The following is a 25,766-nucleotide window of genomic DNA, read 5'->3' as shown; positions in this document are numbered from 1 at the left end:
TATGGTCGTGGCCATGAGCGACACACAGAACGGGGCCCTGATCCGCGTCCTCCTCGCCGAGGATCAGGGGATGGTCCGGGAGGCGCTGGCGGCGCTGCTCGGGCTGGAGGGCGACATCGACGTCGTCGCGCAGGTGGGACGCGGCGACGAGGTGGTGGCGGCGGTGCTGGCGCACGGGGTGCAGGTGGCCGTGCTGGACATCGAGATGCCGGGGATGACGGGCATCGAGGCGGCCGCGGAGCTGCGCCGCCATGCACCGGGGACGAGGGTGGTGATCGCGACGACCTTCGGCCGGCCGGGGTACCTGCGGCGGGCGATGGAGTCGGGTGCGGACGCCTTCCTGGTGAAGGACGCGCCGGCCTCGGAGCTGGCGGAGGCGATCCGCCGGGTGTTGCGCGGGGAGCGGGTGATCGATCCGGCGCTGGCGGCGGCCGCGCTGGCGGAGGGCGCGAACCCGCTGACGGCACGCGAGCGGGACGTACTGGGCGCGGCGGCCGACGGCGCGGTGAACGCGGACATCGCGAGGCGGCTGCACCTGTCGGAGGGGACGGTCCGCAACTACCTGTCGATGGCGATCCAGAAGACCGAGGCCCGCAACCGCACCGAGGCGGTGCGGATCGCCCGGGAGAAGGGGTGGCTGTAGGGGTCCCTCAGTTGAGGCGGTGCCGGGCGGCCCGGGCCTCCTGGCGGACCTTGGCGGCGGTGTCCGGGTCGAAGGCGTCGAGGATCTGCGCGTAGGCGTCCATCTCGGCCGAGCCGCCGAGGAAGTCCCCGGTGCGCACGAGGAGTTCGGCGCGTTCGAGGCGGAGCTGGGCGGGGTGGCGGGGCAGCAGGAGGGAGAGTTCGGCGGCCCAGAGCTGGGTGCGGGCGTGTTCGGGGCGGTCGGCGGCCCAGGCGCGGATGTTGCCGAGTACGCGCAGCACGATGTCGAGCGGCTGGGCCGGGGTGAGCAGGTCGGGGGTGAACTCCTGCCCGGCGGCGTGGACCAGGCGTTGCGCGTCGTCCGGGTCGAGCAGTCGTCCGCCGTGGAAGGGGTCGGCGAGCACGTACTCCTCGCCGCCGGCCGGGCCGCCGACGGCGACGATGAAGTGGCCGGGCAGCGCGATGCCGTGGACGGTGAGCCCGGCCCGCCGCCCGACCGCCATCCACACCAGGGACAGCATGATCGGCAGTCCGCGCCGGCGCCGCAGCACGTCGGGCAGCAGCGAGGATTCGAGCCGCCGGTAGTCGGACTGCTGCCCGTGGAACCGCTCCCGCCCGCCGAGGACGGCGGCGAGCAGGGCGGCGGTCTCCTCCGGCCCGGCGGGGGCGCGTTCGGCGACGGCGAGCCGGACGGCGCTCGCGTGCCGCTCCAGGGCGGCCTCGCAGGCGGCGAGCAGGGCGTCCACGCTGGGCGGTTCGCCCGGGTCGTCCGGGTCCAGGACCGGGCCGTGTTCGGCGGCGGCGAGCAGGCAGAGCAGCACCGGGTCGGCGGGCTCGGCACGGGCGGCGGTCCGGAAGCGGTCTCTGCTCTGCTCGGTCACGGTGACGGCGACGGCTTTCGTACGGCGGGCGGGCAAGCGGACGAGTCGGGTGGGCGGGCGGCTCGGGCGGGCGGGTCGGACGGCGGTGCTACCCCTGGGGGAGAAGGGCGTAGTGGTAAGTGTGACTGGTCGTGAAGCCGAGTCCGTCATAGAGCGCGATCGCACCGGCATTGTCCGCCTCGACCTGCAGGTATCCGCCGGTCGCTCCCTCCTCGGCGGCCCGGGCGGCGAGCACCGCCATGACGGTCGTGGCCAGTCCGGCCCGTCGGGCGTACGGCGCGACCTCGATCGCACCGAAGCAGGCCCAGGGCCCGTCGATGACGCAGCGTCCGATCGCCAGCGGCGGCTGCCCGGGGGCGCCGGGCACGGTGGCGAACCAGACCGACGGCCCGCCGTGCACCACCTGCCGGGCGGCCTCCTCCAGCGCCTCGTCCTCGCCGACCCGCCGGTAGAGCGAGAGCCAGGCCGCGTCCGCCGTCCGTGCGAGCCGGACCCGGTCGTGCCCGGAGCCGATCCGGGTGAGCCCGGTCAGCGGGGCCGTCCGGACCAGGGTGGGCGCGTATCCGGCGCCCAGCCGGTCGAGCTCGGCCCGCAGGTCCGCCGGCGAACCGGGGGTGAGCACCTCGACGTACGCGGGCAGGTCGCGGGCCGCGTACCAGGCGCGGACGGCCGCGAGCGCGTCGGGCAGCGCGAGCCCGGGGTCGCCGAGCGCCTGCACCGAGTTGGCCCGCCGGGTGAAGCCGGCCGAGGCGCGCAGCGTCCACTCGCCGAGCGGTTCCTGCTCGACGGCGGGCCAGCCGCGGGCCGCGATCCGCTGGAGTTCGACGGGCGTGGCGGCGGGCAGGGGAGCGCGGCGGGCCGGGAAGAGCGGCACGACCTTGCCCGCGACCAGCAGCTTCTCGGCGAAGGAGACCGGCTCGCCGCTGCGCGGGGCGACCGTCAACCCATGATCGTCCCACGATGTGAGCACGCCGATCGCATCCCGGAACACCGGCCGGTCGCCCACGAACTCCGAGATGCGCCGGACGGACACGCGTCGTCCCACGTCAGAGCGATCTATCCGGACCTCCGGACGGTCCTGAACCGGCCCGCCTGCCGTCATCTGGGCACCTCCTGTGCATTTGCGGTCTCCGACCCGCGATACTAGGGGCGGGCATCGACGACGCCGCGCTCACCGCGCACGCGAGCAGAACAGAACGGGCCGCCACGGCCCTTCCGAGGAGGAACGACAGCGTGACCTACGTCATCGCGCAGCCTTGTGTCGACGTGAAGGACAAGGCGTGCATCGAAGAGTGCCCGGTTGACTGCATCTACGAGGGCGAGCGATCGCTCTACATCCACCCGGATGAGTGTGTCGACTGTGGCGCTTGCGAGCCGGTCTGCCCGGTCGAGGCGATCTTCTACGAGGACGACACTCCTGAGGAGTGGAAGGACTACTACAAGGCGAACGTCGAGTTCTTCGACGACCTGGGTTCTCCCGGCGGCGCCTCGAAGCTGGGCCTGATCGAGCGTGACCACCCCTTTATCGCCGCTCTGCCGCCGCAGAACGCCGACCACTGACGATCGGTGGAAACTGAGCTGTGAGCACCAACAGCACGCGCGCGCCGTTCCCGGGCCACCCGGGGGCGGCGCGCCGCGTTTCCGACCTCCTGCCGGTCTTCCCCTGGGACAAGCTGGAGCCGTACAAGGCGACCGCGCTGGCCCACCCGGGAGGTCTCTGCGACTTCTCGGTGGGCACCCCGGTGGACCCGGTCCCCGAGGTGATCCAGAAGGCGCTGGCCGCCGCCACCGACACGCCGGGCTACCCGACGGTCTGGGGCCCGGTGGAGCTGCGCGAGGCGATCGCCGGCTGGCTGCACCGCCGCTGCGGCGCCGAGCTCGGCCCGCAGGCCGTGCTGCCGACCGTCGGCTCCAAGGAGCTGGTGGCCTGGCTGCCGACCCAGCTCGGCCTCGGCCCGGGCGACCAGGTCGCCTACCCGCGGCTGGCCTACCCGACCTACGAGGTGGGCGCGCGGCTGTGCGGCGCGGAGCCGGTCGAGTACGACTCGGTGGACGAGCTGGACGGCTCCCGCGTCCGCCTGCTCTGGGTGAACTCGCCGTCCAACCCGACCGGCCGGGTGCTCGGCAAGGACGAGCTGCGCCGTACCGTCGCCTGGGCCCGGGAGCACGGGGCGCTGCTGGTCAGCGACGAGTGCTACCTGGAGCTGGGCTGGACGGCCGAGCCGGTCTCGGTCCTGCACCCGGACGTCTGCGGGGGCGGCCACGAGGGCCTGCTGGCCGTCCACTCGCTCTCCAAGCGCTCCAACCTGGCCGGCTACCGCGCCTCCTTCGTGGCGGGCGACCCGGTGGTGGTCAAGGAGCTGCTGGAGGTGCGCAAGCACGGCGGCATGATCGTGCCCGCGCCGGTCCAGGCGGCGACGATCGCGGCGCTGTCGGACGACACGCACGTGGCGGAGCAGCGGGAGCGGTACTCGGCCCGGCGCTCGGCGCTGCGGACGGCGCTGGAGGCGTACGGCTTCCGGGTCGAGCACTCGGAGGCGAGCCTCTACCTGTGGGCGACGCAGGACCGCCCGTGCTGGGAGACCGTGGCCGAACTGGCCGGGCTGGGCATCCTGGTGGCGCCCGGCGACTTCTACGGGCCGGCCGGCGAGCGCTTCGTCCGGGTCGCGTTCACCGCGACCGACGAGCGGGTGGCCGCGGCCGTGGAGCGGCTGAACGCGGCCCGCTAGCGGGGAGCGCGAGAGGGGCCGGTGTCCACCGACACCGGCCCCTTCGTCATGCCCTGCGATCCCGCGATGCCGCGGACGGTTACAGCGGCAGGCCGCTGATGCTGCCGCCGTTCACACCGTGCAGCAGGCCGCCGACCGGGCCGAGCGCGCCGGTGAGGCCGGACAGCGGGTTGTTCGGGCCGAGGTCGGCGCCGCCGAGGCGGTTGGCCGAGCCGTGCTCGGCCAGGCCCAGGACGTCGGTGCCGGGCAGGGCCGGCAGCGCGCGCTGGACGGCGCCGAGCGGCAGCGCGTCGGTGACGGCGTTGGTGCCGGGGACGGCGCCGGCGAGCTTGTCGGCGCCGGGCAGGCCCTGGGCGACGGAGCCGGCCTGGGAGAGCCCGCCGACCGGGCTGGCGGCGGCGCTGCGGGTGCCGACGCCCTGGCCGGTGACGGCCTCGCCGAGCTTGCCGGCCAGCGCGGAGGCGACCTTCGGGGTGACGGCGGAGAGCTGGCCGGTGGTGGCGGCGGTCTGGTCGACCGGGGCGGTCAGCGAGCTGGCCTTCTCGTTCGCCTCGGGGAGCTGGTGGGCGACGATGTCGCCGGCGGCGTCGGCGGAGGCCGGTACGCCCGCGGCGACGGTGGCGGCGCCGGTGCTGCCGGCGGCCTGGCCCAGCTGGTGGGTGGTGTGCTGGAGGGTGGAACCGGTGTCGGTGTTGGTCAGCTGGCCCAGCGGTGCGGCCAGGTCGCTCTTGGGCAGCAGGGCGTCGCCGCCCAGGGCGGACGCGGAGCCGGCCGCGACCAGCGGGGTCGCTCCGGCCGCCACGAGCAGCGCGGCGCTGGCGATCCGGCGCGTGAGGGGGTGAGACATGGGGCTCCTCGAAGGGTCTGGGTCCGTCCCGTCCGCCGGGCGGACGACGTTGTTACCGCTTGAGAAGCCAGAAGGTTTCGGCCCGAGCAAGGAAAGTTTCTGACCGACCATCGGATCGTATGACCATGGTGACGTCGTCCGGCGGGGCCGGTCCGGCCTGGTGGACCCGGCGCCGGGCAAGGGGAGTGACGGTTCTCCACCGGGGGGCGCCGGAGCGGGTGCCGCGTCCACCGAGGTTGACCGGGTTCACCCGTCCGGCGGCAACCCGTACGTCAGTGCGTCAGCCCTTGCCGGACGCGGCGAGGGTGACCTGGACGAGTTTGGTCGACGTCCCGGAGGTCTGCGGCTGCCAGCCGTCCTCCGACTTGGTCTTGCGCCAGATCTTCCCGTCGTAGGCGACCGTCGCGATGCCCAGCTGCTGGGCCTGGGCGACCGCCCAGTGGGCGACCTCCCAGCCGCTCGCCAGCTCGGCGCTCACCCCGGCGTCGGCCCCGGCGTCGGACGAGGAGGTCAGCGCGGCGGCGGACGGGTCCGGGGTCAGCGCGATCGCGTTCTCGGCGCCCTTGATGGTCGAGGTGTACCCGGTCTCCGGGGTCACCGTGCGGCCGAACTCCCGGCGCACCCGGTCGGACAGCGCCTGGGCCCGGCCCGGCGCGGCGGTCGGGGAGGCCGAGGCGCCCGCGGCGGGCGCGGCCGTGTCCGCCGGGTCCGGCTTGGCGTAGTCGTGCACCACGCAGCTGAACGAGCCCGGTTCCCGGCCGGCCAGCGCCGAGGAGAGCAGCGTCGCCTTGGTCTCGTGCTTGGCGTACGCCTGCGGGTAGCCGCTCTTCTGCACCGCCTGGGCCGCGTCGGTCAGCGGCAGCCGGGTGTAGCCGGGGACCTTGACCAGGCCGTCCAGGAACTTGTTGGTCGCGTAGACCGGGTCCTGGATCTGCTGCGGGGTGCCCCAGCCCATCGAGGGCCGCTGCTGGAACAGGCCGAGCGAGTCCCGGTCGCCGCCCGCGAGGTTGCGCAGCTTGGACTCCTGCATCGCGGTGGCCAGCGAGATGGTGGTCGCCCGGTCCGGCAGCCCGCGCGAGCGCGCCACCGCGGCGATCGTCGCGGCGTTGGCCGCCTGCGGGATCTCCAGGGTGCCCTCGCCGGCCGGGGTCTTCACCGAGCAGCCCTCGGGCTCGGTCTTCCCCTCGCGCAGCCACCACAGGCCGACCGCGATCACCGCCAGGACCAGCAGCACGATCAGTACCGCGCGCAGCGGCCTGCGACGGCGGGGCGCCGACTCCTCGCCCAGCTCATCGCTCTTTCTCCTGGCCACCGTCGCCCCTCTCGCACCTGCTTCTTGATCCGACACCGTACCCACTCGGACGGGTGAGCGGCGCCCCCCGGTTGCCGTTGGCCGTCACGTTCCGTGTCACAGAACAGCCACACGGGCCACACATGCCGGCGACTAGGCTGGCGCCATGAGCAGCCCGAACACGACGCCCCTGGACCTCACTCTCGACGGCGGCGCGCTGACCGCCCGGCTCGTCGACTTCCCGTCGGTGAGCGGCGACGAGCAGGCGCTCGCCGACGTCGTGGAGGCCGCTCTGCGCGGCTACCCGCACCTGACCGTCGACCGGTACGGCAACAACGTGGTCGCCCGCACCACCCTCGGCCGCCCCGAGCGGGTCCTGCTCGCCGGCCACCTGGACACCGTGCCGATCGCCGACAACCTGCCCTCCCGCGTCGAGGGGGACCTGCTCTACGGTTGCGGCACCTCGGACATGAAGTCCGGCGTCGCCGTCCAGCTGCGGCTCGCCGCCACCCTGCCCGAACCCAACCGCGACCTCACCTTCGTGTTCTACGACTGCGAGGAGGTGGAGGCCCACCGCAACGGCCTCGGCCACCTCGCCACGGAGCACCCGGAGTGGCTGGCCGCCGACTTCGCGGTCCTGATGGAGCCGAGCGGCGCGGTCGTCGAGGGCGGCTGCCAGGGCACCCTGCGGGCGCAGATCCGGCTCACCGGCGTGCGCGCGCACGCGGCCCGCAGCTGGCTCGGCGACAACGCCATCCACCACGCCGCCGAGGTGCTCGCCCGGCTCGCGGACTACCGGCCGCGCCGGGTGGAGATCGACGGCCTGGAGTACCGCGAGGGCCTGAACGCGGTCCGGATCGACGGCGGCGTGGCCGGCAACGTCATCCCGGACGAGTGCGTCGTCACGGTCAACTTCCGCTACGCGCCGGACCGCAGCGAGGAGGACGCGGAGAAGCACGTGCGCGAGGTCTTCGACGGCTTCGAGCTGACCGTCACCGACTTCGCCCCGGGCGCGCTGCCCGGGCTCTCCCAGCCGGCCGCGCAGGCCTTCCTGGCGGCCACCGGCGGCCAGGCCCGGGCCAAGTTCGGCTGGACCGACGTCGCCCGGTTCAGCGCGCTGGGCGTCCCGGCGGTCAACTACGGCCCCGGCGACCCGAACCTCGCGCACAAGCGGGACGAGCACTGCTCGCTGAGCGCCATCGCCGAGACCGAGGACCGGCTGCGGACCTGGCTGACCGGCTGAGGCGCCGGGCCGACGGGCGGCCGGCCCGACCGGCCGCCCATCGGCTGAACGCCATCTTCCGGTCGTCCAACCGACCTTCTCCTGTTGCCTGAAATCGGGGATCGCCAGGCGTAGGGTTTCGTCATGACAGGCACAGGAGACGAAAAGCACTACGGACACGGCCCCGAGCAGGTCGGCGTGCCGCGGAAGACGAAGGCCTGGCCCGAGAAGCAGAAGGGCCCGGTGCTGGTGCGCCGGGACCAGGTCGGCACGAGCACCACGGACCAGCGACTGCTGGACACCACCGGCCCGACCGACTGGCTGCACACCGATCCGTGGCGGGTGCTGCGGATCACCTCCGAGTTCGTCGAGGGCTTCGGCGCCCTCGCCGAACTCCCCGCCGCGATCAGCGTCTTCGGCTCCGCCCGGACCCCGGTCGACTCGCCCGAGTACGAGGCCGGCGTGGCCATCGGCCGGGCCCTCGCCGAGGCCGGCTACGCGGTGATCACCGGCGGCGGACCGGGCGCCATGGAGGCCGCCAACCGCGGCGCCTCCGAGGCCGGCGGCCTCAGTGTCGGGCTCGGCATCGAGCTGCCCTTCGAGCAGGGCCTCAACGAGTTCGTCGACCTCGGGCTGAACTTCCGTTACTTCTTCGTCCGCAAGACGATGTTCGTGAAGTACGCCCAGGGCTTCGTGGTCCTGCCCGGCGGGCTCGGCACGCTGGACGAGCTGTTCGAGGCGCTCACCCTGGTGCAGACGAAGAAGGTCACCCGCTTCCCGGTGATCCTCTTCGGCAGCGCGTACTGGGGCGGCCTCTACGAGTGGCTGAAGCACACCCTGGTCGCGCAGGGCAAGGCGGCCCAGCACGACCTGGAGCTGTTCCACATCACCGACGAGATCGACGAGGTCATGAAGATCCTCGCCGACGCCCGCCGGCCGGTGAACGAGATCTAGGACCGAGGTCCAGGACCGTAGGGCCGGCCGGCCCTACGCCAGCCCCCGGCGGGCGACCGCCGGGGGGCGGGTGCCCCGGATCGAGGCGACCATGTCCAGCACCTGGCGGGTCTCCGCGACCTGGTGCACCCGGTAGACCTGCGCGCCCAGCCAGGCCGAGACCGCCGTGGTGGCCAGGGTGCCGAGCAGCCGCTCGTTCACCGGCCGGTCCAGCGTCTCGCCGACGAAGTCCTTGTTGGACAGCGAGACCAGCACCGGGAAGCCGGTCGCGGTCATCTCCGGCAGCCGCCGGGTGGCCTCCAGCGAGTGCCGGGTGTTCTTGCCGAAGTCGTGCCCGGGGTCGATGATCACCGCGTCCCGCCGCACGCCCAGCCCCACCGCCCGCTCGGCCAGCCCGACGGTCACCCGCAGGATGTCCGCCATCACGTCCTGGTAGCCGACCCGGTGCGGCCGGGTGCGCGGCTCGGCGCCGCCCGCGTGCGTGCAGACCAGTCCGACGTCGTGGCGCGCGGCCACCTCGGCGAGCTTCGGGTCCACTCCGCCCCAGGCGTCGTTCAGCAGGTCGGCGCCCACCTCGCAGACCGCCTCGCCGACCTCGTGCCGCCAGGTGTCCACGCTGATCACGGCCTCCGGGTGGCGCTTGCGCAGCTCGGCCACGAACGGCACGGTGCGCCGCAGCTCCTCCTCCACCGTGACCTCGTCGCCGGGCCCGGCCTTCACCCCGCCGATGTCCAGGATCGCCGCACCCTCGGCCATCGCGCGGTCGGCGGCGGCGAACGCGGCCTCGTCCGCGAAGGTGGCACCCTTGTCGAAGAACGAGTCCGGTGTCCGGTTGACGATCGCCATGATCACCAGCTCGTCGTCGCCGAATTCCCGTGGTCCCAGGCGCAGTGCCACCGATGTCTCCTCCACAGCCGCTGCGGGTGCGATGATGGCCCCCGGCCTCACAGGGACCATGCTGTCATGATCAGTTTGGTCGTGGGCACTTCGCAGCAGGCCGGCCGGGAGTTCGGGAGGACAGCTCGTGTTCTGGGTGATCGTGGTCGCCATGGCCGTCGTGGTGGGCGGCGCCGCGCTGGTGGCGCTCGGCGGGGGCGGCTCGATGCCGGAGGCGGTGCAGGACCGCATCGCCGCCCGGCTGCCGCAGGACCGTCCGTTGAGCAAGGCGGACGTGGACGACCTGCGGCTGCCGATGGCCGTCCGCGGCTACCGGATGGACGAGGTCGACGACGTCCTGGACCGCCTCGGCGCCGAACTCGCCTACCGCGACTCGCGGATCGCCGAACTGGAGGCCGCCGCCCACCTGCGCGGCGCGGTCGAGGCGACCAACGGCCCGGACGCCGGCGCCGAACCGCTGCCCGGCCTGGAGGAGTTCGCGAAGGTGGTCGAGCCGGCCGTCGCGCTCACCAAGCAGCCCGAGGACGCGAAGCCGGTGGGGGACCAGTGAGCGGACGGAGTGAGCTCGTCATCGTGAGGTGCGTGTGGGCGAGTGCCCCTGCCGAGCGTAGCGAGGTGGGCGCATGAGTGAACGCAGTGAGCTCGTCATCGTGAGGTGCGTGTGGGCGAGTGCCCCTGCCGAGCGCAGCGAGGTGGGCGCATGAGTGAACGCAGTGAGCTCGTCATCGTGAGGTGCGTGTGGGCGAATGCCCCTGCCGAGCGCAGCGAGGTGGGCGCATGAGTGTCCCGGTCGAGGGCGCGGTGCTCGGCGCGGACGGCCTGCGCCGCTGCGCCTGGGGCGAGTCGACGGACGACTACCGGCTCTACCACGACACCGAGTGGGGCCGCCCGGTGCACGGCGACGACGCCCTGTTCGAGCGGGTCTGCCTGGAGGCCTTCCAGTCCGGACTGTCCTGGCTGACCATCCTGCGCCGCCGGGAGGGCTTCCGGTCCGCGTTCGCCGGCTTCGAGATCGCCAAGGTCGCCGAGTTCGGCGAGGCGGACGTGGAGCGGCTGCTCGCCGACACCGGCATCATCCGCAACCGGGCCAAGATCGAGGCGTCGATCGCCAACGCCAAGGTCGCCCGCGACCTGGACGGCGGCCTGGACACGCTGATCTGGCGGTTCGCCGCCGCCCCGGACCGGCCGGCCCCCCGCACGCTGGGGGAGGTGCCGGCCGTCACGCCCGAGTCGACCGCGCTCGCGAAGGCCCTGAAGAAGGAGGGCTTCCGCTTCGTCGGCCCGACCACCGCCTACGCCCTGATGCAGGCCTGCGGCCTGGTCGACGACCACCTGGCGGACTGCCACGTCCGCACCGCGCGTACGGGCTAGGACCCGCGGAGACAGGCCCTAGCGGCCCAGGTACGTGGGCTTCTCCTTGGCGACGAAGGCGCGGACCGCGATCCGGTGGTCCTCGCTCTCGCCGGCCAGGGTCTGCAGCTCGTCCTCCTTGTCGAGCAGTTCGTCCAGCGAGTGCGAAGCGCCGTACGCCAGCGACTCCTTGATGGCGCCGTAGGCCAGCGTCGGGCCCTCGGCCAGCTCCCGGGCGAAGGTCCGCGCGGTGGCGGCGAACTCCTCGGCCGGCACCACCCTGGTGGCCAGGCCCAGCTCCATCGCCTCGGCGGCCTTCACCGTCCGGGGCAGCATCAGCAGTTCGGTGGCCTTGGCGTGCCCGACCAGCCGGGGCAGCGTCCAGGAGGCGCCCGAATCGGAGGTCAGGGCGATCCCGGCGAAGGCGGTGTTGAAGCCCGCCCGGTCGGAGAGGATCCGGAAGTCGCAGGCGAAGGCCAGCGAGGCGCCCGCGCCGGCCGCCACCCCGCCGACCGCGGCGACGGTCGGCTTGCGCATCCCGGCCAGTGCCCGCACCAACGGGTTGTAGTGCTCGGCGACGGTGCCCAGCGCGGTCTCGCCGGTCTCCTCGGCCCGCTTCAGCATCGTCAGGTGCTCGTTCAGGTCCTGCCCGACGCAGAACGCGCGCTCGCCGGCCCCGGTCAGCAGCACCGCGCGCACCGCCGGGTCCGCGGCCGCGGCGACCACGGCGTCCCGCAGCGCGACCTTGGTCGCGACGTCCAGGGCGTTCATCGCCTCCGGGCGGTTGATGGTGATGACGGCCAGGCCGCCGTCCAGCTCGTACAGCACGGAATCGGACATGGGCGAGGGGCTCCCTTGTTCTCGGCTCGGTTGTTCTCGGCTCGGTGTCGGTCGTGTGCCAGGATGCCGGAGCACCCGGCCGGCTGGGGAGTGTGAGGTATCGCACCTTTCGGCGACGCGCGCACCGCCGCCACGCCGGGGCTTATGACAGCAATTGCGGCGCTTGGGGGCGGTCCGGCCGATGTTGCACCGAGAGTGATGTTGGTCATCAGGCCGTGGCATGCGGGATAATGGCTTCCGATCAATGCGTTCGATACCGGCGGTGGACGGACTGCCGGTGCGTAGCTGAGCGGTTGCAGGAAGGGGAACGAGCATGGCGGCCATGAAGCCGCGGACGGGTGACGGCCCGCTCGAAGTCACCAAAGAGGGACGGGGCATCATCATGCGCGTTCCGCTCGAAGGCGGCGGACGCCTTGTGGTGGAGCTCACGCCTGACGAGGCCGACGCGCTCGGCGAGGCCCTGAAGAAGGCCTGCGGCTGACCGCAACGGGTGCTCGTCATCTCCTGGAGATGTGCTGCCGGGCCCGGGTACGACGTCACGTCGGCCCGGGCCCCGCGACGTTCCGGGGTCCGGGCCCGCGGGCCGCGGTCGGTCTGAGGGCCGCCGCCCGCGGGCGGGCCGCTACCGCTTGACGGCGCAGAGCAGCCCGTCCGAGACCGGCAGCAGTGCCGGCAGCAGCGCCTCGCTCTCCCGGACGGCCTGGACGAGGTCGCGTACCGCGCCCGTCTGCGGGTCCTGCAGCTCCGGCTCGGCCAGTCGGCCCTCCTGGAAGACCCCCTCGAAGCAGACCATCCCGCCCGGCCGCAGCAGCCGCAGCGCCTCGGCCAGGTACTCCCGCGACTCGGCCGGGTCGCCGTCGCAGAACACCAGGTCGTACTGGCCGTCGGCGAGCCGCGGCAGCACGTCCAGCGCCCGGCCCGGTATGAACCGCGAGCGGTTGGCCGCGAACCCGGCCGCGTGGTACGCCTCGCGGGCCAGCTGCTGGCGCACCGGCTCCGAGTCGACCGTGGTGAGCACGCCGTCCGGCCGCATCCCGCGCAGCAGGTACACCCCGGACACGCCTGTCCCGGTGCCGATCTCGGCCACCGCCTTGGCGTCCAGTGCGGCGGCGAGCAGCCGCAGGCACGCCCCGCCGCTGGGCCCGATCGCCCGTATCCCGGTACGCGCGGACTGGGCCCGGGCGTAGGTCAACACCGCGTCCTCGCCGACGTAGGTGTCGGCGAGGGCCACGCGCGCGGGCCCGAACTCGCTGATGGCTGCCTCTTTCGGAGCCCCGGGTGACGGCCCGGTGCCGGGGGAAGTCGATATTTCCTGGCACAGATTACTGGCCGACCGGGAACCGCGTACGGCGGCGGGCCGTTGTCACCAAGGACCGGGTACGGGAGACCTCCCGGGCACTTTTATCCGGGCTTGACGGGTGAGGTGGATATGGTGGTGGCCCTGCTGGGCAGAAGAGCCGACCGAGGAGGTGTGGCCGAGGGCGACGTCCCCGTGCGGCGGCACACCCGCGGCACCGCGTCGGCCCGTACGCCGAAGCCCGTGATGAACCAGCCTGCGCACTCCGACCTGGACCAGCCCGCCGCCGAAACGCCGGCCGCCGGTACCACCGAGGCTCCCGCCCTCGCGACCTTCACCGAGGGCCCCGACGCGCAGACCTGGACTCCGCCCTCCTGGGAGGAGATCGTCGAGGCGCACAGCGCCCGCGTCTACCGCCTCGCCTACCGTCTGACGGGCAACCAGCACGACGCCGAGGACCTCACCCAGGAGGTCTTCGTCCGGGTGTTCCGTTCGCTGTCGACCTACACCCCCGGCACGTTCGAGGGCTGGCTGCACCGGATCACCACCAACCTGTTCCTGGACATGGTCCGCCGCCGCCAGCGCATCCGCTTCGACGCGCTCGGCGAGGACGCGGCCGAGCGGCTCGCCTCCCGCGAGCCCAGCCCGGCCCAGCACTTCAGCGACACCCACTTCGACGCCGACGTGCAGCACGCCCTGGACACCCTCGCCCCGGAGTTCCGGGCCGCCGTGGTGCTCTGCGACATCGAGGGCCTGTCCTACGAGGAGATCGCCGCCACGCTGGGCGTCAAGCTCGGCACCGTCCGCAGCCGCATCCACCGCGGCCGCTCGCACCTGCGCGCCGCGCTCAAGCACCGCGCCCCCGGCTCGGCCCCCGGGCGCGAGCGCCGTGGCGGCTCGGAGGAGCCGGTGCCGGTGGGCGCCGCCGCCGTCGAGGGCGCGCTCGCGCCGGGTGCGCGCGGACGGAGGCGATCGTGAGCGGAACCGGCCGGTCCGGGCCGGGCCAGTCGGACGCGTCCGGCCGGTCCGCGGCCCGGCGGGGCTGGGCGCTGCCCGGCCGCCGCGGCAGCGACGAACCCGGTGAGCCCCTGCTGCCCGCACTCCCGCTGCCGGGCGAAACGGCGCTGCGCGCGGTGCCGGTGCGCGCCGCAGAGCCCGCCGCCGAGGAACACCACCTGGGCGAGCGCCTCTCCGCGTTCCTGGACGGCGAACTCGGCCACGACTCGCGCGAGCGCGTCCAGGCCCACCTGGCGACCTGCCCGCAGTGCCTCGCCGAGGCCGACGAGGGCCGGGCCGTCAAGCACCTGCTGACCCGCACCGGCACACCCGGCCCGTCCGCCGGGCTGATGGCCCGCCTGATGGCCGTCGGCGGCCTGCCCGACGACGACCCGGCGGACACCGACTGGCCCACCGGCCGCGGCACCCGCGGTGACGACGACGACCTGCCCGGCGGCGGGGTCACGGCCTCCGGCACGCTCGGCGGCAGCCGGCTCACCGGCGGCTCCTTCGGCCGTGGCGCAGGCGCCTCATTCGGCGCGGGCGCGCTCGGCGCCGACACCCCGGTGCCCGGGATCGACCCGCGGGCCTTCGGACGCGGCGGCGCGGTGCTGCGGCCGCTGATGGGCCGGCGCACCGGCCGCCCCGAGGCCGTGGCCCGCCCCGAGAGCCCCGTCCGGCCCCGTCCGGCCGCAGCCGCCGCCGTCCGCTCCGCCGCGCCGCGCGGGCGCCGCTTCGTCTTCGCCGCCGCGGGCGCCTTCTCGGTCGCCGCGGTCACGCTCGGCGGCGTCGGAGGCCTCAGCACCCAGGGCGAGGACCAGCACAGCACCTCGGTCAGCCCGGGCTCCAGCACCGGCCGCACCGGCGGCCTGGTCCCGATGACCGCACAGATCCCGGTGGACTTCCCGGCCCACCCCGTCGCCGCGACCCGCGCCGCGACCCCGCCGCCCGCCCCGGACCGGAACCCGGTCGGCCTCCCGGCACTGCGCCAACAAACCCGCTAGAGCGGATCTCGCACCCCGGTCGAGACGGCCCTGGCCATCGGCAGGTCTTTACCACGGCTTCATCACAGCGTGGACCAGGGACCCGCCGATGGCCATTACCCTGTAGGGACCGTCGTCCGACGAGCTAGGGAGCTTAGGTGTTCAGCGATGTAGGCGGGCTGGAGCTCCTGACCCTGGTCGTGATGGCGATCATCATCTTCGGACCGGACAAGCTGCCGAAGCTGATCCAGGACACCATGGGCTTCATCCGGAAGATCCGTTCCTTCGCCGACAACGCGAAGGAGGACATCCGCAGCGAGCTGGGGTCCGAGTTCAAGGACTTCGAGTTCGAGGACCTGAACCCCAAGACCTTCGTCCGCAAGCAGCTCATGGGCGGCCAGGAGGACCCGCTGGGCCTCAAGGAGATGAAGGACTCGCTCGACATCCGCTCCGTCCTGGACGACAAGCCGGCGGCGCCGGTGAACGGCCGCAGCGGCAGCGTCAGCTTCGAGAAGCCCGCCGCCGCGGCCGCCGCCCCGGCGGCCACCTCCACCGGGGCGCTGCTGCAGCCCGGCGAGCGGCCCCCGTTCGACCCCGACGCGACCTGACCGGACCCCGGTCCCGTCGCCGCCGCGCCCCGGCGCGGGCCCCGTAGCACGACACCGCCGCCCCGCCCGGCCGCCCGGCTGAGCGGGGCGGCGGCGTGTGCGCCGCTATTGTGCTGATTGTTCCCGCTGAGCCGTCCGTCACATTCCGCGCTGTCGCGGACCAGGATCGGCCCCCGGGGACGGCGCGGTACGCCACGATGGGAGCGCGCCACGGCAGGCACACGTGCGGTTGAGGAGGCCCGGGGATGGACGCGACGAGTCAGGCGGTGGGGACGACGGCCACGGCCGGCGGTCCGGTGGTCGGCGGGCAGGCCGGCCCGGCGGACCCGCTGATGCCCTACCTGTCCGCAGACTTCCCCTGGTACGGCCTGGACGAGGGCTGGACCGGCCGCCGCTACCTGATGCAGGCCGGCGCCGGCGGCCCCCGCGGCGGGGCGGCCGGCAGCGTAGACTACGGCACCCTCGGCCACGGCGAGGAGCCGGCCCGGCAGTACGAGCCGCGCGACATGCGCAGGTTCGCGGTCGTGGTCACGGTGGCCCGCCGCGACAGCCGTCGCAGCGCCGACAACACCGGCATCCTGGAGGCGACCTCCGCCTCCTCCGCCGCCTGGCTGGCCGGCTCCGGCCTGCTCGCGTCGACCTGGCCCGGCCAACTCGACCGCGCGCTGCGCCAGGACTGGCTGGACCAGCAGAGCGCCCTGGCCTGGGACCTCGCCGACGACCTGGCCGGCCCCGGCTGGTCCACCCTCAGCCTGCCGGTCAACGGCCTGCCGCAGCCCTTCCGCTACCGCGAGTCCGAGTACGGCTGGGTGCTCGCCGGCGAGGCCCCCGGCGTCCTGCTCGGCGCCTACGGGCGCGGCGTCAGCGCCTACGGCACCGGCTTCTCCACCGTCCCCGACCTGACCGCCTACGCCCGGCCTTAGGGCGTGTGAGGACGCCGAAGGGGCCGGGTGGTTCGAAACCACCCGGCCCCTTCGGGTCGGTCAGGCCGATCCGCCGTCAGAACTTGTTCTTCGGCGTCAGCCCGAGGGAGAGCCCGGAGAGGCCGCGCTGACGGCCGCCGAGCTTGCCGGCGACGGCGCGCAGGGCGGCGCCGGCCGGGGAGTCGGGGGCGGCGAGCACGACCGGGCGGCCGTCGTCGCCGCCCTCGCGCAGCCGCACGTCGATCGGGATCGAGCCGAGCACCGGGACGGTCGCGCCGACGGTGCGGGTGAGCGCGTCCGCGACGATCTGGCCGCCGCCGGTGCCGAAGACATCGATCATCTCGTCGCAGTGCGGGCACGGCATGCCGGACATGTTCTCGATCACGCCGACGATCTTCTGGTGGGTCTGCACCGCGATGGTGCCGGCCCGCTCGGCCACCTCGGCGGCGGCCATCTGCGGGGTGGTGACGATCAGGATCTCGGCGTTCGGCACGAGCTGCGCGACCGAGATCGCGATGTCGCCGGTGCCGGGCGGCAGGTCCAGCAGCAGGACGTCCAGGTCGCCCCAGTACACGTCGGCCAGGAACTGCTGGAGCGCGCGGTGCAGCATCGGGCCGCGCCAGACCACCGGGGCGTTGCCCGGGGTGAACATGCCGATCGAGATGACCTTCACGCCGTTCGCCTGCGGCGGCATGATCATGTCCTGGACCTGGGTGGGCCGGCCCTCGACGCCCAGCATGCGCGGCACGCTGTGGCCGTAGATGTCGGCGTCCACGACGGCGACCTTCAGGCCGTCGGCGGCCATCGCGGCGGCCAGGTTGACGGTCACCGAGGACTTGCCGACGCCGCCCTTGCCGGAGGCGACGGCGTAGACCCGGGTCAGCGTGCCCGGCTTGGCGAACGGGATCTCCCGCTCGGGGGCGCCGCCGCGCAGCAGCTGGGAGAGCTCCTTGCGCTGCTCGTCGCTCATCACGTCGAGCTCGACCTCGACGCCGGTCACGCCGGCGACCCTGCCGACCGCCTCGCGGACCCGGGTAGTGATGGTGTCGCGCATCGGACAGCCGGAGACGGTCAGGTAGACCGCGACGCGCACCGCGCCGCCCTCGGCGATCTCGACCGATTTCACCATGCCGATCTCGGTGATCGGGCGGTTGATCTCCGGGTCGTTGACGGTCGCCAGCGCCTGGCGCACGGAGTCCTCCGTGACGCCGGCCGCGACCTCTGTCTCGTTGGCCATGTCTTGATGGTACGGCGCTCGGCGGATCCCCTAACCCGCCGGTAGCGTGCCGCCGGTCACAGCGTCTCGGAGGGCTCCCGGCGCTCGTCGATCTCCTTGAGCAGGGACTGCAGTTCGGAGCGGATGCTCCCCAGCTCGGAGGCGATGAAGGCACGGGTGGCGACCTCGCCGAGCCCGTGCCGCAGCGCCGCGACCTCGCGGGTGAGGTACTCGGTGTCCGCGATGTTGCGGTCGCTGCGGGCCCGGTCCTGCTCCATGTTGACCCGGTCCCGGTTGTCCTGGCGGTTCTGCGCGAGCAGGATCAGCGGGGCCGCGTACGAGGCCTGGAGCGACAGCACCAGGGTGAGGAAGATGAAGGGGTAGCTGTCGAACCGCACGTTCTCCGGCAGCAGGGTGTTCCAGGCCACCCAGACGATGATCACCACCGTCATCCAGACGATGAACCGGCCGGTGCCCAGGAAGCGCGCGATCCGCTCGGAGAGCTTGCCGAACGCCTCCGGGTCGTAGGAGGGCAGGGTGATCAGGCCGGGCCGGGCGGTGCGGGGCTGGTCGAGCCGGGTGCGGGCCGGGCCCGCCACGGAGATCTCGGTGCGCCGGTCCCGGCCGCCCTCGCGGCCGCGCAGTTCGCGCAGCTGGCGCAGCTCCCGCAGCTCGCTCTGGAGGCGCTGGCGGGGGGACTCGTCCCGCCGTCCCTTGCGGTCAGCGTCCACCGTGCACCTCTTCCCTCGGGTCGTCTTCCCCCGCGTCGTCGTGGCCGTGCAGCACGGACTCGCGCCAGTCCTCCGGCAGCAGGTGGTCGAGCACGTCGTCGACGGTCACCGCGCCGATCAGGTGGTCGGCCTCGTCGACGACCGGCGCGGACACCAGGTTGTAGGTCGCCAGGTAGCTGGTGATCAGCGACAGCGGGGTGTCCGGCGGCAGCGGGTCCAGGTCGTCGTCGACCAGCGAGCCGACCAGCACGTACGGCGGCTCGCGCAGCAGCCGCTGGAAGTGCACGGTGCCCAGGTACTTGCCGGTCGGGGTCTCGTTCGGCGGCCGGCAGACGTACACCTGCGCGGCGAGCGCGGGCTTGTGGTCGGAGACCCGGATGCGGGCGAGCGCCTCGGCCACGGTCGCGTCCGGCTCCAGTACGACCGGCTCGGTGGTCATCAGACCGCCGGCGGTGTTCTCCTCGTACGACAGCAGGCGGCGGACGGGCTCGGCCTCCTCCGGCTCCATCAGCTGGAGCAGCCGCTCGGCCTCGTCGTCGGGCAGTTCGGAGAGCAGGTCCGCGGCGTCGTCCGGGTCCATCGCCTCCAGGACGTCGGCGGCGCGTTCGTCCTTGAGCTTGCCGATGATCTCGACCTGGTCGTCCTCGGGCAGCTCCTCCAGGACGTCGGCGAGCCGCTCGTCGTCGAGCGCGGCGGCCACCTCGGCGCGGCGCTTGGCGGACAGGTGGTGCATGACGCTGGCGAGGTCGGCGGCGCGCAACTGGTCGAAGGTGGCGAGCAGGTTGGCGGCGCCCTGGTCCTGTTCGGGCAGCGCGAAGCCGGTGACGTCCTGCCAGTCCAGGGTGAGCCGCTCGCCCTTGCCCTTGCGCAGCCGGCCGGCCCGGCCGACCTGGACGAAGACCCGGCTGATCTCCCACTCGCGCAGCCGGGTCTGCACCATCCCGACGTCCAGCACGGTGACGTCCTCACCGGTCTTGGACCAGGTGACGGTGCGGTCCAGCAGCTCGGCGAGCACCAGGGTCTCGGACGGGCGCTGCTCGAAGCGCCGCAGGTTGATCACGCCGGTGGTGAGCACCTGGCCGGACTCCAGGCTGGTCACCCGGGTCATCGGCAGGAAGATCCGGCGCCGGCCGACCACCTCGACCACCAGGCCGAGCACCCGCGGCGGGCGTCCGCCGAGGCGCAGCGAGACGACCACGTCCCGGACCCGGCCGACCTGGTCGCCGTTCGGGTCGAAGACGGCGAGGGCGGAGAGATGGGAGATGAAGACCCGGGTGCCTGGCCCTGCCATGAACTCCCTCGACTCGTTCGACGCGGTGCCTGGTACGCCGGGGCGCACCCGCGGCCAAGGCTACCCGCGCTTCGGGGGCCCGGCCCGACGAGGCACGGTACACATCCGAGGAGTCCCGGGCGTGAATCTTTAGCGGCGCTTGAACAGCAGTTTGGGCAGGCCGGCCGGGATCGGGCGCCGCGTGGTGGCCGGGGTGGGCATCGGCTGGGCGGCGTGCGAGCCGTCCGGCATGGTGCCCGGACGCTCGGTGAGCGCGCCGGCCGGCTCCAGCCGCAGCACCCGGCACTCGCGGGCCCAGCGGTCGGCGATGGTGTCGGTGTCGGGCGCGTTCAGCCGCTTGCCCTTGAGCTCCTCGACGGCGCCCAGCCAGGCCTCGCCGCCCGGGGTCAGCTCCGAGACCCGGGCGTTCCAGCCGGTCAGCCGGCCGCCCTTGTCCTTGCTGCGGACGGTCACCACCGCGCCGGATCCGGCGGTCAGGCCGTGCAGCGGCTGCTCGCCGCCGTCGCCGACCACCACCACCGCGCCGTCGTACCAGGCGTGCCAGAGCGGGCGGGACTGTTCCTGGCCGTCCGCTCGGACCCAGAGCAGGCCGGACTTCTTCGCGGCCTCCTCCAGCAGGGCCCGGTCGAGGAGGTCGTCGGCGGTCGCGGCGGCGGTCGTACGGTCCATGGCGCACAGCGTACGGCTTCTCCCGTCCGCGAGGTGTCTCAGCCGTCGGGCGACAGTTCCATCGCCTTTCCACGGGCCTTACCGTAGGAGCGCCCGACCCCAGCCCACGTGACCAGCAGAGGAGCGCCGTGCCCGCCGCCCGGCCCGCGACCGCCCCCGCACCCGCCGCCGCCACCACCGCCGCGCCGCCGGCGCACCCGCTGCCCACCCTCGACCTGCTGCTGCTCGCGGTCTCGATCGCCGGCATCTCGCTGTCCGGCCCGCTGATCAGCGCCACCGCCGCACCCGCGCTGGCGATCGCCTTCTGGCGCAACGTCATGTCGGTCGGCGTCCTCGGCCCGTACGCGCTGCTGCGCCACCGCGCCGAGCTGCGCGGGATCGGCCGGCGGGCGCTGCTGCTCGCGACGGCGGCCGGCGCGCTGCTCGCGGTGCACTTCGCGCTCTGGATGCCCAGCCTGCGGATGACCTCGGTGGCCTCGGCGACCGCCCTGGTCACCACCACCCCGCTGTGGACCATCCTGCTGATGCGGCTGTTCGGCGTCCGCGCACCCCGGATGGTCTGGCTCGGCACGGGCGTGGCCTTCGCCGGCGTGCTGGTGCTGACCGGCGTCGACCTCTCGCTCTCCCCGCGCGCGCTGCTCGGCGACGCCCTCGCCCTCGGCGCGGGCCTGGCGGCGGCCGGGTACGTGCTGCTGGGCGCGGAGGTCCGCAAGACCGTCAGCACCACCGCGTACACCCTGGTCTGCTACGCCACCACGGCGGTGGGCCTGCTGGCGATCTGTCTGGTCGCCGGGGCGCCGCTGTCCGGCTGGCCGGCCGGGGTGTGGTGGCAGATCGTGCTGCTGATGGTGGCCGCCCAGCTGCTCGGCCACTCGCTGAGCAACCGCGTGGTGCGCGCCCTCGGCCCGTCGATCACCTCCACCGCGATCCTGCTGGAGACCCCGGGCGCGGCCCTGATCGCCGCCCTCTGGCTCGGTCAGTGGCCCCCGGCGGCCGCCTACCCGGCGGTGGTGCTGATCCTGATCGGCCTGGTCCTGGTCGCCCGCGGCGGCCGCCGCTGAGGACGCCTCAGAGCCAGCCGTTGCGGCGGAAGCCCCGGTACATCCCGACGCAGATCAGGACGATCCCGCCGAGCACCATCGGATAGCCGTACTTGTGGTGCAGTTCGGGCATGTACTCGAAGTTCATGCCGTACACACCGGTGATCATGGTGGGTACGGCGAAGATCGCCGCCCAGGCGGTGATCTTGCGCATGTCCTCGTTCTGCGCCACCGAGACCTGCGCCAGGTTGGCCTGGAGCAGCGAGTTGAGCAGCTCGTCGAAGCTGTGGACCTGCTCGGTGACCCGGGCCAGGTGGTCGGCGACGTCCCGGAAGTACTTCTGGATGTCCGGGTCGACGAGGCGCTGCAGCGGCTCGGACAGCTGCTGCATCGGGCGCAGCAGCGGCACCACGGCGCGCTTGAACTCCAGGACCTCGCGCTTGAGTTGGTAAACTCGACCGACGTCGGCGCTGCGCCCGCCCTTGGCCGAGAAGACGCCGTACTCGATCTCGTCCACGTCGTTCTGCAGCCGCTCGGTGACCAGCAGGTAGTTGTCCACGACGTGGTCGGCGATCGCGTGCAGCACCGCCGAGGGGCCCTTGGCGAGCAGCCCGGACTCGTCCGCGTCGGCCTCCAGCCGGTGCCGCAGCTCCTGCAGCGAGCCGTGGCCGCCGTGTCGGACGGTGATCACGAAGTCCCGCCCGGCGAAGACCATCAGCTCGCCGGTCTCCACGACCTCGCTGGTCGGGGTGAGCTGGTCGTGCTCGACGTAGCGGATGGTCTTGAAGACGGCGAACAGCACGTCGTCGTAGCGCTCGACCTTGGGCCGCTGGTGCGCGTGCACCGCGTCCTCGACCGCGAGCGGGTGCAGGCCGAAGCGCTGGGCGATGCCCTCGAACTCGGCCTCGGTCGGCTCGTGCAGCCCGATCCAGCTGAACGAGCCCTTGCCCTCCGGGAGTTGGTGCGCGGCCTTGACGCGGCGGGCGGCCTCGCGGGGGCTGCAGGTCTCGCCGTTGCGCTTGCCGTGCTGGTAGACCGCGCAGTCCACGACCGCCGAGCCGGCGCCCATCGGGACGGCGTCGTACCCGCCGACCGCGGAACGGCGGCGGTTGGTGCGGACGGCGGCGCGCAGGCTGTTGATCATCGACATGGCAGGCTCCCTGGGACAGGAGCCGCCGCACAGCGGCGTCGGAGTCCCCCGGTCGGAGGCGGGGGAGGAACGGGCGGCCGTGGTGCGACGGCGAAGAACACCGGTGAAGGGGGATCGGGGTGCTCTCCCGGCCGGTCCGTCCGCGTTCGGCCTGCCCGGGCTACCTCGGCTGGTTCAGCCGGTTCAGCCTGCGTGGCGAGGGGTACGGGGAAGACGGGGCCGGGTAGAGCTGCCGGTACTGCATGGTCGGCCGGTATCCACCGCAACCACCTCCTTCGCGCCGCTGCCCCGGGGACGAAGCGTTCCCGGTGGCCAGTCGCTCACCCTAACATCTGACCGGCCATCGGTGCCCGGGCTTTCCCAAGGCTTTGCCCGGGGTCGCCCGTCCGCGGCCGGTTCGCCCCCGCGGGTTACGCTCACCGGCATGGCGCACGACTTCCCGCTCTTCGGCGAACCCCACGGCGGCAGCTCCCCGGCGCTCTCCCGGGAGGCGGTGCTGGCCGCCGTCGAGGCCCGGCTGATCACCACCTTCGGCGAGCCGAGCGGCCGCGCCGCGGTCACCTTCCTCGGCACCGACCGGATCGAGGTGCTGCGCTTCGGACCGGACGCCGACGGCCTGGTCCGGTACGCGACGCTCGGCATGTCCGCCGCGCCGATGGCCGACCCGACCGCACCGGTCGCCGACCAACTGCGCGGTCCGCGCGCCGAACTGGTGCTGACGGTGCGCGGCGGGCGCGACAGCGTGCTCCGCGGCCTCGCCACCCTCGCCGCGACGCCGCAGGTCGAGGGCCTGGTGGTGGCCCCGGGCGGCTCGCTCGACCTGGGCGCCCCGCTCTGGGACGGCGCGCCGTTCACCTCGGTGCTGGCCGCCGAGCCGGGCGGCCTGGTGCCGGACCTGGAGCTGGCCGATCCGGCCGACCCGGTCCGCTTCCTGCCGCTGCTGCCGATGACGCCCAACGAGGCCGGCTGGAAGCGGGTGCACGGCGCGGCCGCGCTCCAGGAGCGCTGGCTGAACCAGGGCACCGACCTGCGCGATCCGGACCGGCGCGGCGTCCGGCTGGACTGACGACGGCTCAGCGGCGGGACCGGGGCCGGGCGCACGCGTCGGTCGCACGGGTCGGGCGTGCGGGGCGGGGCGTGCGGGGCGGGCCGGCACCCCGCCGCCGCGCCCCCGCACGCGGGGCGCGCGGCCCTCAGGCCCCGATCGGCTTCGCGCCGGTGGCCTGCGCCAGCAGCGCCTCGTACACCGCCGGATCGGTGGTGTACTCGCCGAGTCGGACGGTCTTGCGGGTGCCGTGGTAGTCGCTGGAGCCGGTGACCAGCAGCCCCAGCTCGCCGGCCAGGCCGCGCAGCCGCACCCGGGTCTGCTCGTCGTGGTCGGTGTGGTCCACCTCCAGCGCCGCCAGCCCGGCCGCCGCGAGGTCGGCGATCACCTGGTCCGGGACGGTCCGCCCGCGTTTGACCGCGCCGGGGTGGGCGAACACCGGCACCCCGCCGGCCGCCCGGACCAGCCGGACCGCCTCGACGGGGTCGGTCTCGTGCTTGCGCACGTCCGCCCGGCCGCCGTTGGCCAGCCACTCGGGGGTGAAGGCGTCCGAGACGGTGGCCACCACGCCCGCCTCGATCAGCGCGCTGGCGATGTGCGGCCGTCCGACCGAGCCCGCCCCGGCGATCCGCGCCACCTGCTCCCAGCTGATGTCCGCCCCGAGTTCGCGGCAGCGCTCGACGATCGCCCGCCCGCGCCGGAACCGGTCGGTGCGCACCAGCTCCCGCTCGCGCGCGAACTCCGGCTCGTCCGGGTCGAACAGGTACGCCAGCAGGTGCATGCTGACGCCGCCCACCGCGCAGGACAGCTCGGCCCCCGGGACGACGGTCAGCCGGGTGCCGACCGGCAGCGCGCGCACCGCCTCGGCGGCCTCGGCGTGGCCCGCGACGGTGTCGTGGTCGGTGAGCGCCACGACGTCCAGGCCCGCGGCCACGGCCGCCGCGACCAGCTCGGCCGGGGTGTCGGTGCCGTCGGAGGCATTGCTGTGGGCGTGCAGGTCGATGCGCACGGGGCGGACTCCTGGAGGCTCGTGGGTGCCGCCCAGGATAGGACAGGCCCTAGCCGAGCAGGCGGGGGGAGAGGGCCCCGCAGGGGAGCAGGTCCAGTTCGGCGCCGGCCTCGCGCAGGTCGGTGAGGACCAGCTCGTCGTACATCACCAGGGCGGACTGCTCGGGCCAGGCGACCGCCCAGAGCCAGAGCCCGCGGGCCTCGCCGGCGAACACCGCGCGGTCGACCGGGGCGTCCGGGACGTGGAACATCGGAGTGGGCCGCCCGGCGGCCATCAGCTTGGCGTCGGCGGGTTTGTAGAGGCCGACGGAGTCGCCCGGGTCGGGTCCGGCCAGCCCGGCGTAGCGGGCGCCGAGGCCGACCCCCAGTTCCTCGGCGACCAGCACCAGCTCGCCGAAGCCGCCGAGCGGCGCCGGGCCGGAGCAGGCGACGGCGGTGGCCCGGGCTCCGGAGACGTCGTCACCGACGTGCGCGATGCCGGTGTAGAGCCAGCCGACCGGGAGCGGCCAGGGCAGCCAGACGGGGACCTGCGAACGGGCGACGGCGACGCCCAGGGCCTCCACGCTCGGTGGCAGGACGGGCTGCATCGGGTGCACGGCTCCGTGCCGGTCGCACTGCCACGTGTCTGAGAACAGACCGGGGGCGCGGACCCGACCGGCGCACCTCGGGCAGCTTGGCTCGCCCCTCATAGCCGACAACGCTCCTCCCTCCGGACCGCCGCGTCAAGGACGATCACCCGTACGGAGGGCGCGGCGGCACCTGTCGGTGGCGGGGCCCGTCCGACGCGGGGTGGGGCGCGGTACGGGCGGTTCCCGTTGGGGGATGTCCCGTGGCGGGCGGCGGCAAACGTCGGGGGCGCCGGGCCCGGACGCACTGACGCCCCGTCATCGGCGATCGCGGTGACGGGGCGTCAGGCGGGTATCGGAACGTCCGGATCGGATGCTCCTGGCTCGTCGGCGGCGGGTGAGGTCTCCCGGTCGGAGGCGCCGCGCGTGGTCAGACGGTCGGGCACGGACGGATGAGCAGGCGCTCGCCGGTGCGGGCGGCGGCCTGGACGACCTCGCGGACGGTCTCGACGTCGGCTATCAGGCGGTCGGCGGCGGAGCCGTTGGCGTCGTCCAGTCGGACGATCTCGAAGCGCATGGTCTTCGTCATG

Annotated in this window: 29 protein-coding genes; 14 read left to right on the top strand and 15 right to left on the bottom strand. The window is 73.9% G+C overall.

Going from position 1 to position 25,766, the window contains the following annotated elements; genetic code table 11:
- Positions 1–13 precede the first annotated feature (13 nt).
- Positions 14–643, top strand: coding sequence for a response regulator transcription factor (locus tag ACIO5E_RS18005; protein ID WP_280676402.1), 630 nt, complete (start codon positions 14–16; stop codon positions 641–643).
- A 7-nt stretch (positions 644–650) separates the two neighbouring features.
- Here ACIO5E_RS18005 and ACIO5E_RS18000 read toward each other — a convergent pair whose 3' ends face one another.
- Together ACIO5E_RS18000 and ACIO5E_RS17995 are read right to left on the bottom strand one after the other, a co-directional pair.
- Positions 651–1,559, bottom strand: coding sequence for a transglutaminase family protein (locus tag ACIO5E_RS18000; RefSeq protein WP_400668542.1), 909 nt, complete (start codon positions 1,557–1,559; stop codon positions 651–653).
- A gap of 52 nt (positions 1,560–1,611) precedes the next feature.
- Positions 1,612–2,466 (bottom strand): GNAT family N-acetyltransferase, encoded by an 855-nt coding sequence (locus ACIO5E_RS17995; protein ID WP_400668540.1) that lies wholly within the window; start codon positions 2,464–2,466, stop codon positions 1,612–1,614.
- A 290-nt stretch (positions 2,467–2,756) separates the two neighbouring features.
- Between ACIO5E_RS17995 and fdxA the strand changes: the two genes are divergently transcribed.
- Entirely contained in the window at positions 2,757–3,083 is a 327-nt protein-coding gene (fdxA, locus tag ACIO5E_RS17990; RefSeq protein WP_030061559.1) for a ferredoxin, read from the top strand.
- Positions 3,084–3,103: 20 nt separating this feature from the next.
- The gene (dapC, locus tag ACIO5E_RS17985; protein WP_400668537.1) at positions 3,104–4,252 is read left to right on the top strand and encodes a succinyldiaminopimelate transaminase; all 1,149 of its coding nucleotides are present in this window, start codon (positions 3,104–3,106) and stop codon (positions 4,250–4,252) included.
- Positions 4,253–4,331: 79 nt separating this feature from the next.
- Here the strand turns inward: dapC and ACIO5E_RS17980 are convergent, their stop codons facing one another.
- Entirely contained in the window at positions 4,332–5,099 is a 768-nt protein-coding gene (locus ACIO5E_RS17980) for a hypothetical protein (RefSeq protein WP_400668535.1), read from the bottom strand.
- 280 nt (positions 5,100–5,379) lie between these two features.
- Positions 5,380–6,411 carry a hypothetical protein gene (locus ACIO5E_RS17975; protein ID WP_400668533.1) on the bottom strand — a complete coding sequence of 344 codons (1,032 nt, stop codon included), beginning with the start codon at positions 6,409–6,411 and terminating at the stop codon, positions 5,380–5,382.
- 145 nt (positions 6,412–6,556) lie between these two features.
- On the opposite strand from ACIO5E_RS17975, the gene dapE reads away from it, so the two are divergent.
- The gene (dapE, locus tag ACIO5E_RS17970) at positions 6,557–7,633 is read left to right on the top strand and encodes a succinyl-diaminopimelate desuccinylase (RefSeq protein WP_400668531.1); all 1,077 of its coding nucleotides are present in this window, start codon (positions 6,557–6,559) and stop codon (positions 7,631–7,633) included.
- 123 nt (positions 7,634–7,756) lie between these two features.
- The gene (locus ACIO5E_RS17965; RefSeq protein WP_400668528.1) at positions 7,757–8,566 is read left to right on the top strand and encodes a TIGR00730 family Rossman fold protein; all 810 of its coding nucleotides are present in this window, start codon (positions 7,757–7,759) and stop codon (positions 8,564–8,566) included.
- Between the two features lie 33 nt (positions 8,567–8,599).
- Here the strand turns inward: ACIO5E_RS17965 and folP are convergent, their stop codons facing one another.
- Positions 8,600–9,412, bottom strand: coding sequence for a dihydropteroate synthase (folP, locus tag ACIO5E_RS17960; RefSeq protein WP_400668754.1), 813 nt, complete (start codon positions 9,410–9,412; stop codon positions 8,600–8,602).
- A gap of 178 nt (positions 9,413–9,590) precedes the next feature.
- Between folP and ACIO5E_RS17955 the strand changes: the two genes are divergently transcribed.
- On the top strand, positions 9,591–10,013 hold the full coding sequence (locus tag ACIO5E_RS17955; protein ID WP_280676390.1) for a DivIVA domain-containing protein: 423 nt from the start codon (positions 9,591–9,593) through the stop codon (positions 10,011–10,013).
- A 227-nt stretch (positions 10,014–10,240) separates the two neighbouring features.
- Positions 10,241–10,834, top strand: a complete 594-nt coding sequence (locus ACIO5E_RS17950) for a DNA-3-methyladenine glycosylase I (RefSeq protein ID WP_400668525.1) — start codon at positions 10,241–10,243, stop codon at positions 10,832–10,834.
- 18 nt (positions 10,835–10,852) lie between these two features.
- On the opposite strand, the gene ACIO5E_RS17945 is transcribed toward ACIO5E_RS17950, so the two are convergent.
- Positions 10,853–11,653 carry an enoyl-CoA hydratase-related protein gene (locus tag ACIO5E_RS17945; RefSeq protein WP_400668523.1) on the bottom strand — a complete coding sequence of 267 codons (801 nt, stop codon included), beginning with the start codon at positions 11,651–11,653 and terminating at the stop codon, positions 10,853–10,855.
- Between the two features lie 313 nt (positions 11,654–11,966).
- On the opposite strand from ACIO5E_RS17945, the gene ACIO5E_RS17940 reads away from it, so the two are divergent.
- Entirely contained in the window at positions 11,967–12,134 is a 168-nt protein-coding gene (locus ACIO5E_RS17940; RefSeq protein WP_014137929.1) for a DUF3117 domain-containing protein, read from the top strand.
- Positions 12,135–12,275: 141 nt separating this feature from the next.
- Here ACIO5E_RS17940 and ACIO5E_RS17935 read toward each other — a convergent pair whose 3' ends face one another.
- Positions 12,276–12,884: an O-methyltransferase gene (locus ACIO5E_RS17935; protein ID WP_400668521.1), complete on the bottom strand. Its 609-nt coding sequence runs from the start codon at positions 12,882–12,884 to the stop codon at positions 12,276–12,278.
- A 312-nt stretch (positions 12,885–13,196) separates the two neighbouring features.
- On the opposite strand from ACIO5E_RS17935, the gene sigE reads away from it, so the two are divergent.
- The 4 genes from sigE to ACIO5E_RS17915 all read left to right on the top strand — a co-directional run bounded on the left by sigE (position 13,197) and on the right by ACIO5E_RS17915 (position 16,460).
- Positions 13,197–13,928: an RNA polymerase sigma factor SigE gene (gene sigE / locus ACIO5E_RS17930; RefSeq protein ID WP_400668752.1), complete on the top strand. Its 732-nt coding sequence runs from the start codon at positions 13,197–13,199 to the stop codon at positions 13,926–13,928.
- Positions 13,925–14,950: a zf-HC2 domain-containing protein gene (locus tag ACIO5E_RS17925; protein ID WP_400668519.1), complete on the top strand. Its 1,026-nt coding sequence runs from the start codon at positions 13,925–13,927 to the stop codon at positions 14,948–14,950. Before sigE ends, ACIO5E_RS17925 begins: the two co-directional genes overlap by 4 nt.
- Before the next feature lie 137 nt (positions 14,951–15,087).
- The gene (locus ACIO5E_RS17920; protein WP_400668517.1) at positions 15,088–15,537 is read left to right on the top strand and encodes a sec-independent translocase; all 450 of its coding nucleotides are present in this window, start codon (positions 15,088–15,090) and stop codon (positions 15,535–15,537) included.
- A gap of 245 nt (positions 15,538–15,782) precedes the next feature.
- Positions 15,783–16,460, top strand: a complete 678-nt coding sequence (locus ACIO5E_RS17915; RefSeq protein WP_400668514.1) for a hypothetical protein — start codon at positions 15,783–15,785, stop codon at positions 16,458–16,460.
- 76 nt (positions 16,461–16,536) lie between these two features.
- Here the strand turns inward: ACIO5E_RS17915 and ACIO5E_RS17910 are convergent, their stop codons facing one another.
- From ACIO5E_RS17910 to ACIO5E_RS17895, 4 genes are all read right to left on the bottom strand, one after another.
- On the bottom strand, positions 16,537–17,697 hold the full coding sequence (locus tag ACIO5E_RS17910; RefSeq protein WP_400668511.1) for an Mrp/NBP35 family ATP-binding protein: 1,161 nt from the start codon (positions 17,695–17,697) through the stop codon (positions 16,537–16,539).
- A gap of 56 nt (positions 17,698–17,753) precedes the next feature.
- Entirely contained in the window at positions 17,754–18,347 is a 594-nt protein-coding gene (locus tag ACIO5E_RS17905) for a DUF1003 domain-containing protein (RefSeq protein ID WP_400668749.1), read from the bottom strand.
- A 49-nt stretch (positions 18,348–18,396) separates the two neighbouring features.
- Complete coding sequence (locus tag ACIO5E_RS17900) at positions 18,397–19,698, bottom strand: magnesium transporter MgtE N-terminal domain-containing protein (RefSeq protein WP_400668509.1); 1,302 nt, start codon at positions 19,696–19,698, stop codon at positions 18,397–18,399.
- A 129-nt stretch (positions 19,699–19,827) separates the two neighbouring features.
- Positions 19,828–20,367: a hypothetical protein gene (locus ACIO5E_RS17895; RefSeq protein ID WP_400668507.1), complete on the bottom strand. Its 540-nt coding sequence runs from the start codon at positions 20,365–20,367 to the stop codon at positions 19,828–19,830.
- A 128-nt stretch (positions 20,368–20,495) separates the two neighbouring features.
- Between ACIO5E_RS17895 and ACIO5E_RS17890 the strand changes: the two genes are divergently transcribed.
- Positions 20,496–21,428: a DMT family transporter gene (locus tag ACIO5E_RS17890; protein WP_400668505.1), complete on the top strand. Its 933-nt coding sequence runs from the start codon at positions 20,496–20,498 to the stop codon at positions 21,426–21,428.
- Between the two features lie 7 nt (positions 21,429–21,435).
- Here ACIO5E_RS17890 and corA read toward each other — a convergent pair whose 3' ends face one another.
- On the bottom strand, positions 21,436–22,557 hold the full coding sequence (gene corA / locus ACIO5E_RS17885) for a magnesium/cobalt transporter CorA (protein WP_400668503.1): 1,122 nt from the start codon (positions 22,555–22,557) through the stop codon (positions 21,436–21,438).
- Between the two features lie 424 nt (positions 22,558–22,981).
- Between corA and ACIO5E_RS17880 the strand changes: the two genes are divergently transcribed.
- Positions 22,982–23,623 (top strand): suppressor of fused domain protein, encoded by a 642-nt coding sequence (locus tag ACIO5E_RS17880; RefSeq protein WP_400668500.1) that lies wholly within the window; start codon positions 22,982–22,984, stop codon positions 23,621–23,623.
- A gap of 127 nt (positions 23,624–23,750) precedes the next feature.
- Here ACIO5E_RS17880 and ACIO5E_RS17875 read toward each other — a convergent pair whose 3' ends face one another.
- The 3 genes from ACIO5E_RS17875 to ACIO5E_RS17865 form a co-directional block, all read right to left on the bottom strand.
- Entirely contained in the window at positions 23,751–24,611 is an 861-nt protein-coding gene (locus ACIO5E_RS17875; RefSeq protein WP_400668497.1) for a PHP domain-containing protein, read from the bottom strand.
- Between the two features lie 49 nt (positions 24,612–24,660).
- A complete protein-coding gene (locus ACIO5E_RS17870) occupies positions 24,661–25,299 on the bottom strand; it encodes a DUF6758 family protein (RefSeq protein WP_400668495.1) in 639 nt (212 codons plus the stop codon).
- Between the two features lie 307 nt (positions 25,300–25,606).
- Positions 25,607–25,765, bottom strand: coding sequence for a hypothetical protein (locus ACIO5E_RS17865; RefSeq protein ID WP_400668493.1), 159 nt, complete (start codon positions 25,763–25,765; stop codon positions 25,607–25,609).
- Between the last annotated feature and the right edge of the window lies 1 nt (position 25,766).

Origin of the sequence: Kitasatospora sp. NPDC087314 (assembly GCF_044744365.1) — a bacterium.
GTDB lineage: Bacteria > Actinomycetota > Actinomycetes > Streptomycetales > Streptomycetaceae > Kitasatospora.
This window is presented reverse-complemented; position numbering and strand designations above follow the sequence as displayed.

Excerpts from the sequence above, each read along its gene's own strand:
- ACIO5E_RS18005 (WP_280676402.1), top strand. The coding sequence starts at position 14 with ATGAGCGACACACAGAACGGGGCCCTGATCCGCGTCCTCCTCGCCGAG.
- ACIO5E_RS17980 (WP_400668535.1), bottom strand. The coding sequence starts at position 5,099 with ATGTCTCACCCCCTCACGCGCCGGATCGCCAGCGCCGCGCTGCTCGTG.
- dapE (WP_400668531.1), top strand. The coding sequence starts at position 6,557 with ATGAGCAGCCCGAACACGACGCCCCTGGACCTCACTCTCGACGGCGGC.
- ACIO5E_RS17965 (WP_400668528.1), top strand. The coding sequence starts at position 7,757 with ATGACAGGCACAGGAGACGAAAAGCACTACGGACACGGCCCCGAGCAG.
- folP (WP_400668754.1), bottom strand. The coding sequence starts at position 9,412 with ATGGCGATCGTCAACCGGACACCGGACTCGTTCTTCGACAAGGGTGCC.
- ACIO5E_RS17950 (WP_400668525.1), top strand. The coding sequence starts at position 10,241 with ATGAGTGTCCCGGTCGAGGGCGCGGTGCTCGGCGCGGACGGCCTGCGC.
- ACIO5E_RS17945 (WP_400668523.1), bottom strand. The coding sequence starts at position 11,653 with ATGTCCGATTCCGTGCTGTACGAGCTGGACGGCGGCCTGGCCGTCATC.
- ACIO5E_RS17940 (WP_014137929.1), top strand. The coding sequence starts at position 11,967 with ATGGCGGCCATGAAGCCGCGGACGGGTGACGGCCCGCTCGAAGTCACC.
- sigE (WP_400668752.1), top strand. The coding sequence starts at position 13,197 with ATGAACCAGCCTGCGCACTCCGACCTGGACCAGCCCGCCGCCGAAACG.
- ACIO5E_RS17915 (WP_400668514.1), top strand. The coding sequence starts at position 15,783 with ATGGACGCGACGAGTCAGGCGGTGGGGACGACGGCCACGGCCGGCGGT.
- ACIO5E_RS17910 (WP_400668511.1), bottom strand. The coding sequence starts at position 17,697 with ATGGCCAACGAGACAGAGGTCGCGGCCGGCGTCACGGAGGACTCCGTG.
- ACIO5E_RS17900 (WP_400668509.1), bottom strand. The coding sequence starts at position 19,698 with ATGGCAGGGCCAGGCACCCGGGTCTTCATCTCCCATCTCTCCGCCCTC.
- ACIO5E_RS17895 (WP_400668507.1), bottom strand. The coding sequence starts at position 20,367 with ATGGACCGTACGACCGCCGCCGCGACCGCCGACGACCTCCTCGACCGG.
- corA (WP_400668503.1), bottom strand. The coding sequence starts at position 22,557 with ATGTCGATGATCAACAGCCTGCGCGCCGCCGTCCGCACCAACCGCCGC.
- ACIO5E_RS17880 (WP_400668500.1), top strand. The coding sequence starts at position 22,982 with ATGGCGCACGACTTCCCGCTCTTCGGCGAACCCCACGGCGGCAGCTCC.
- ACIO5E_RS17870 (WP_400668495.1), bottom strand. The coding sequence starts at position 25,299 with ATGAGGGGCGAGCCAAGCTGCCCGAGGTGCGCCGGTCGGGTCCGCGCC.
- ACIO5E_RS17865 (WP_400668493.1), bottom strand. The coding sequence starts at position 25,765 with ATGACGAAGACCATGCGCTTCGAGATCGTCCGACTGGACGACGCCAAC.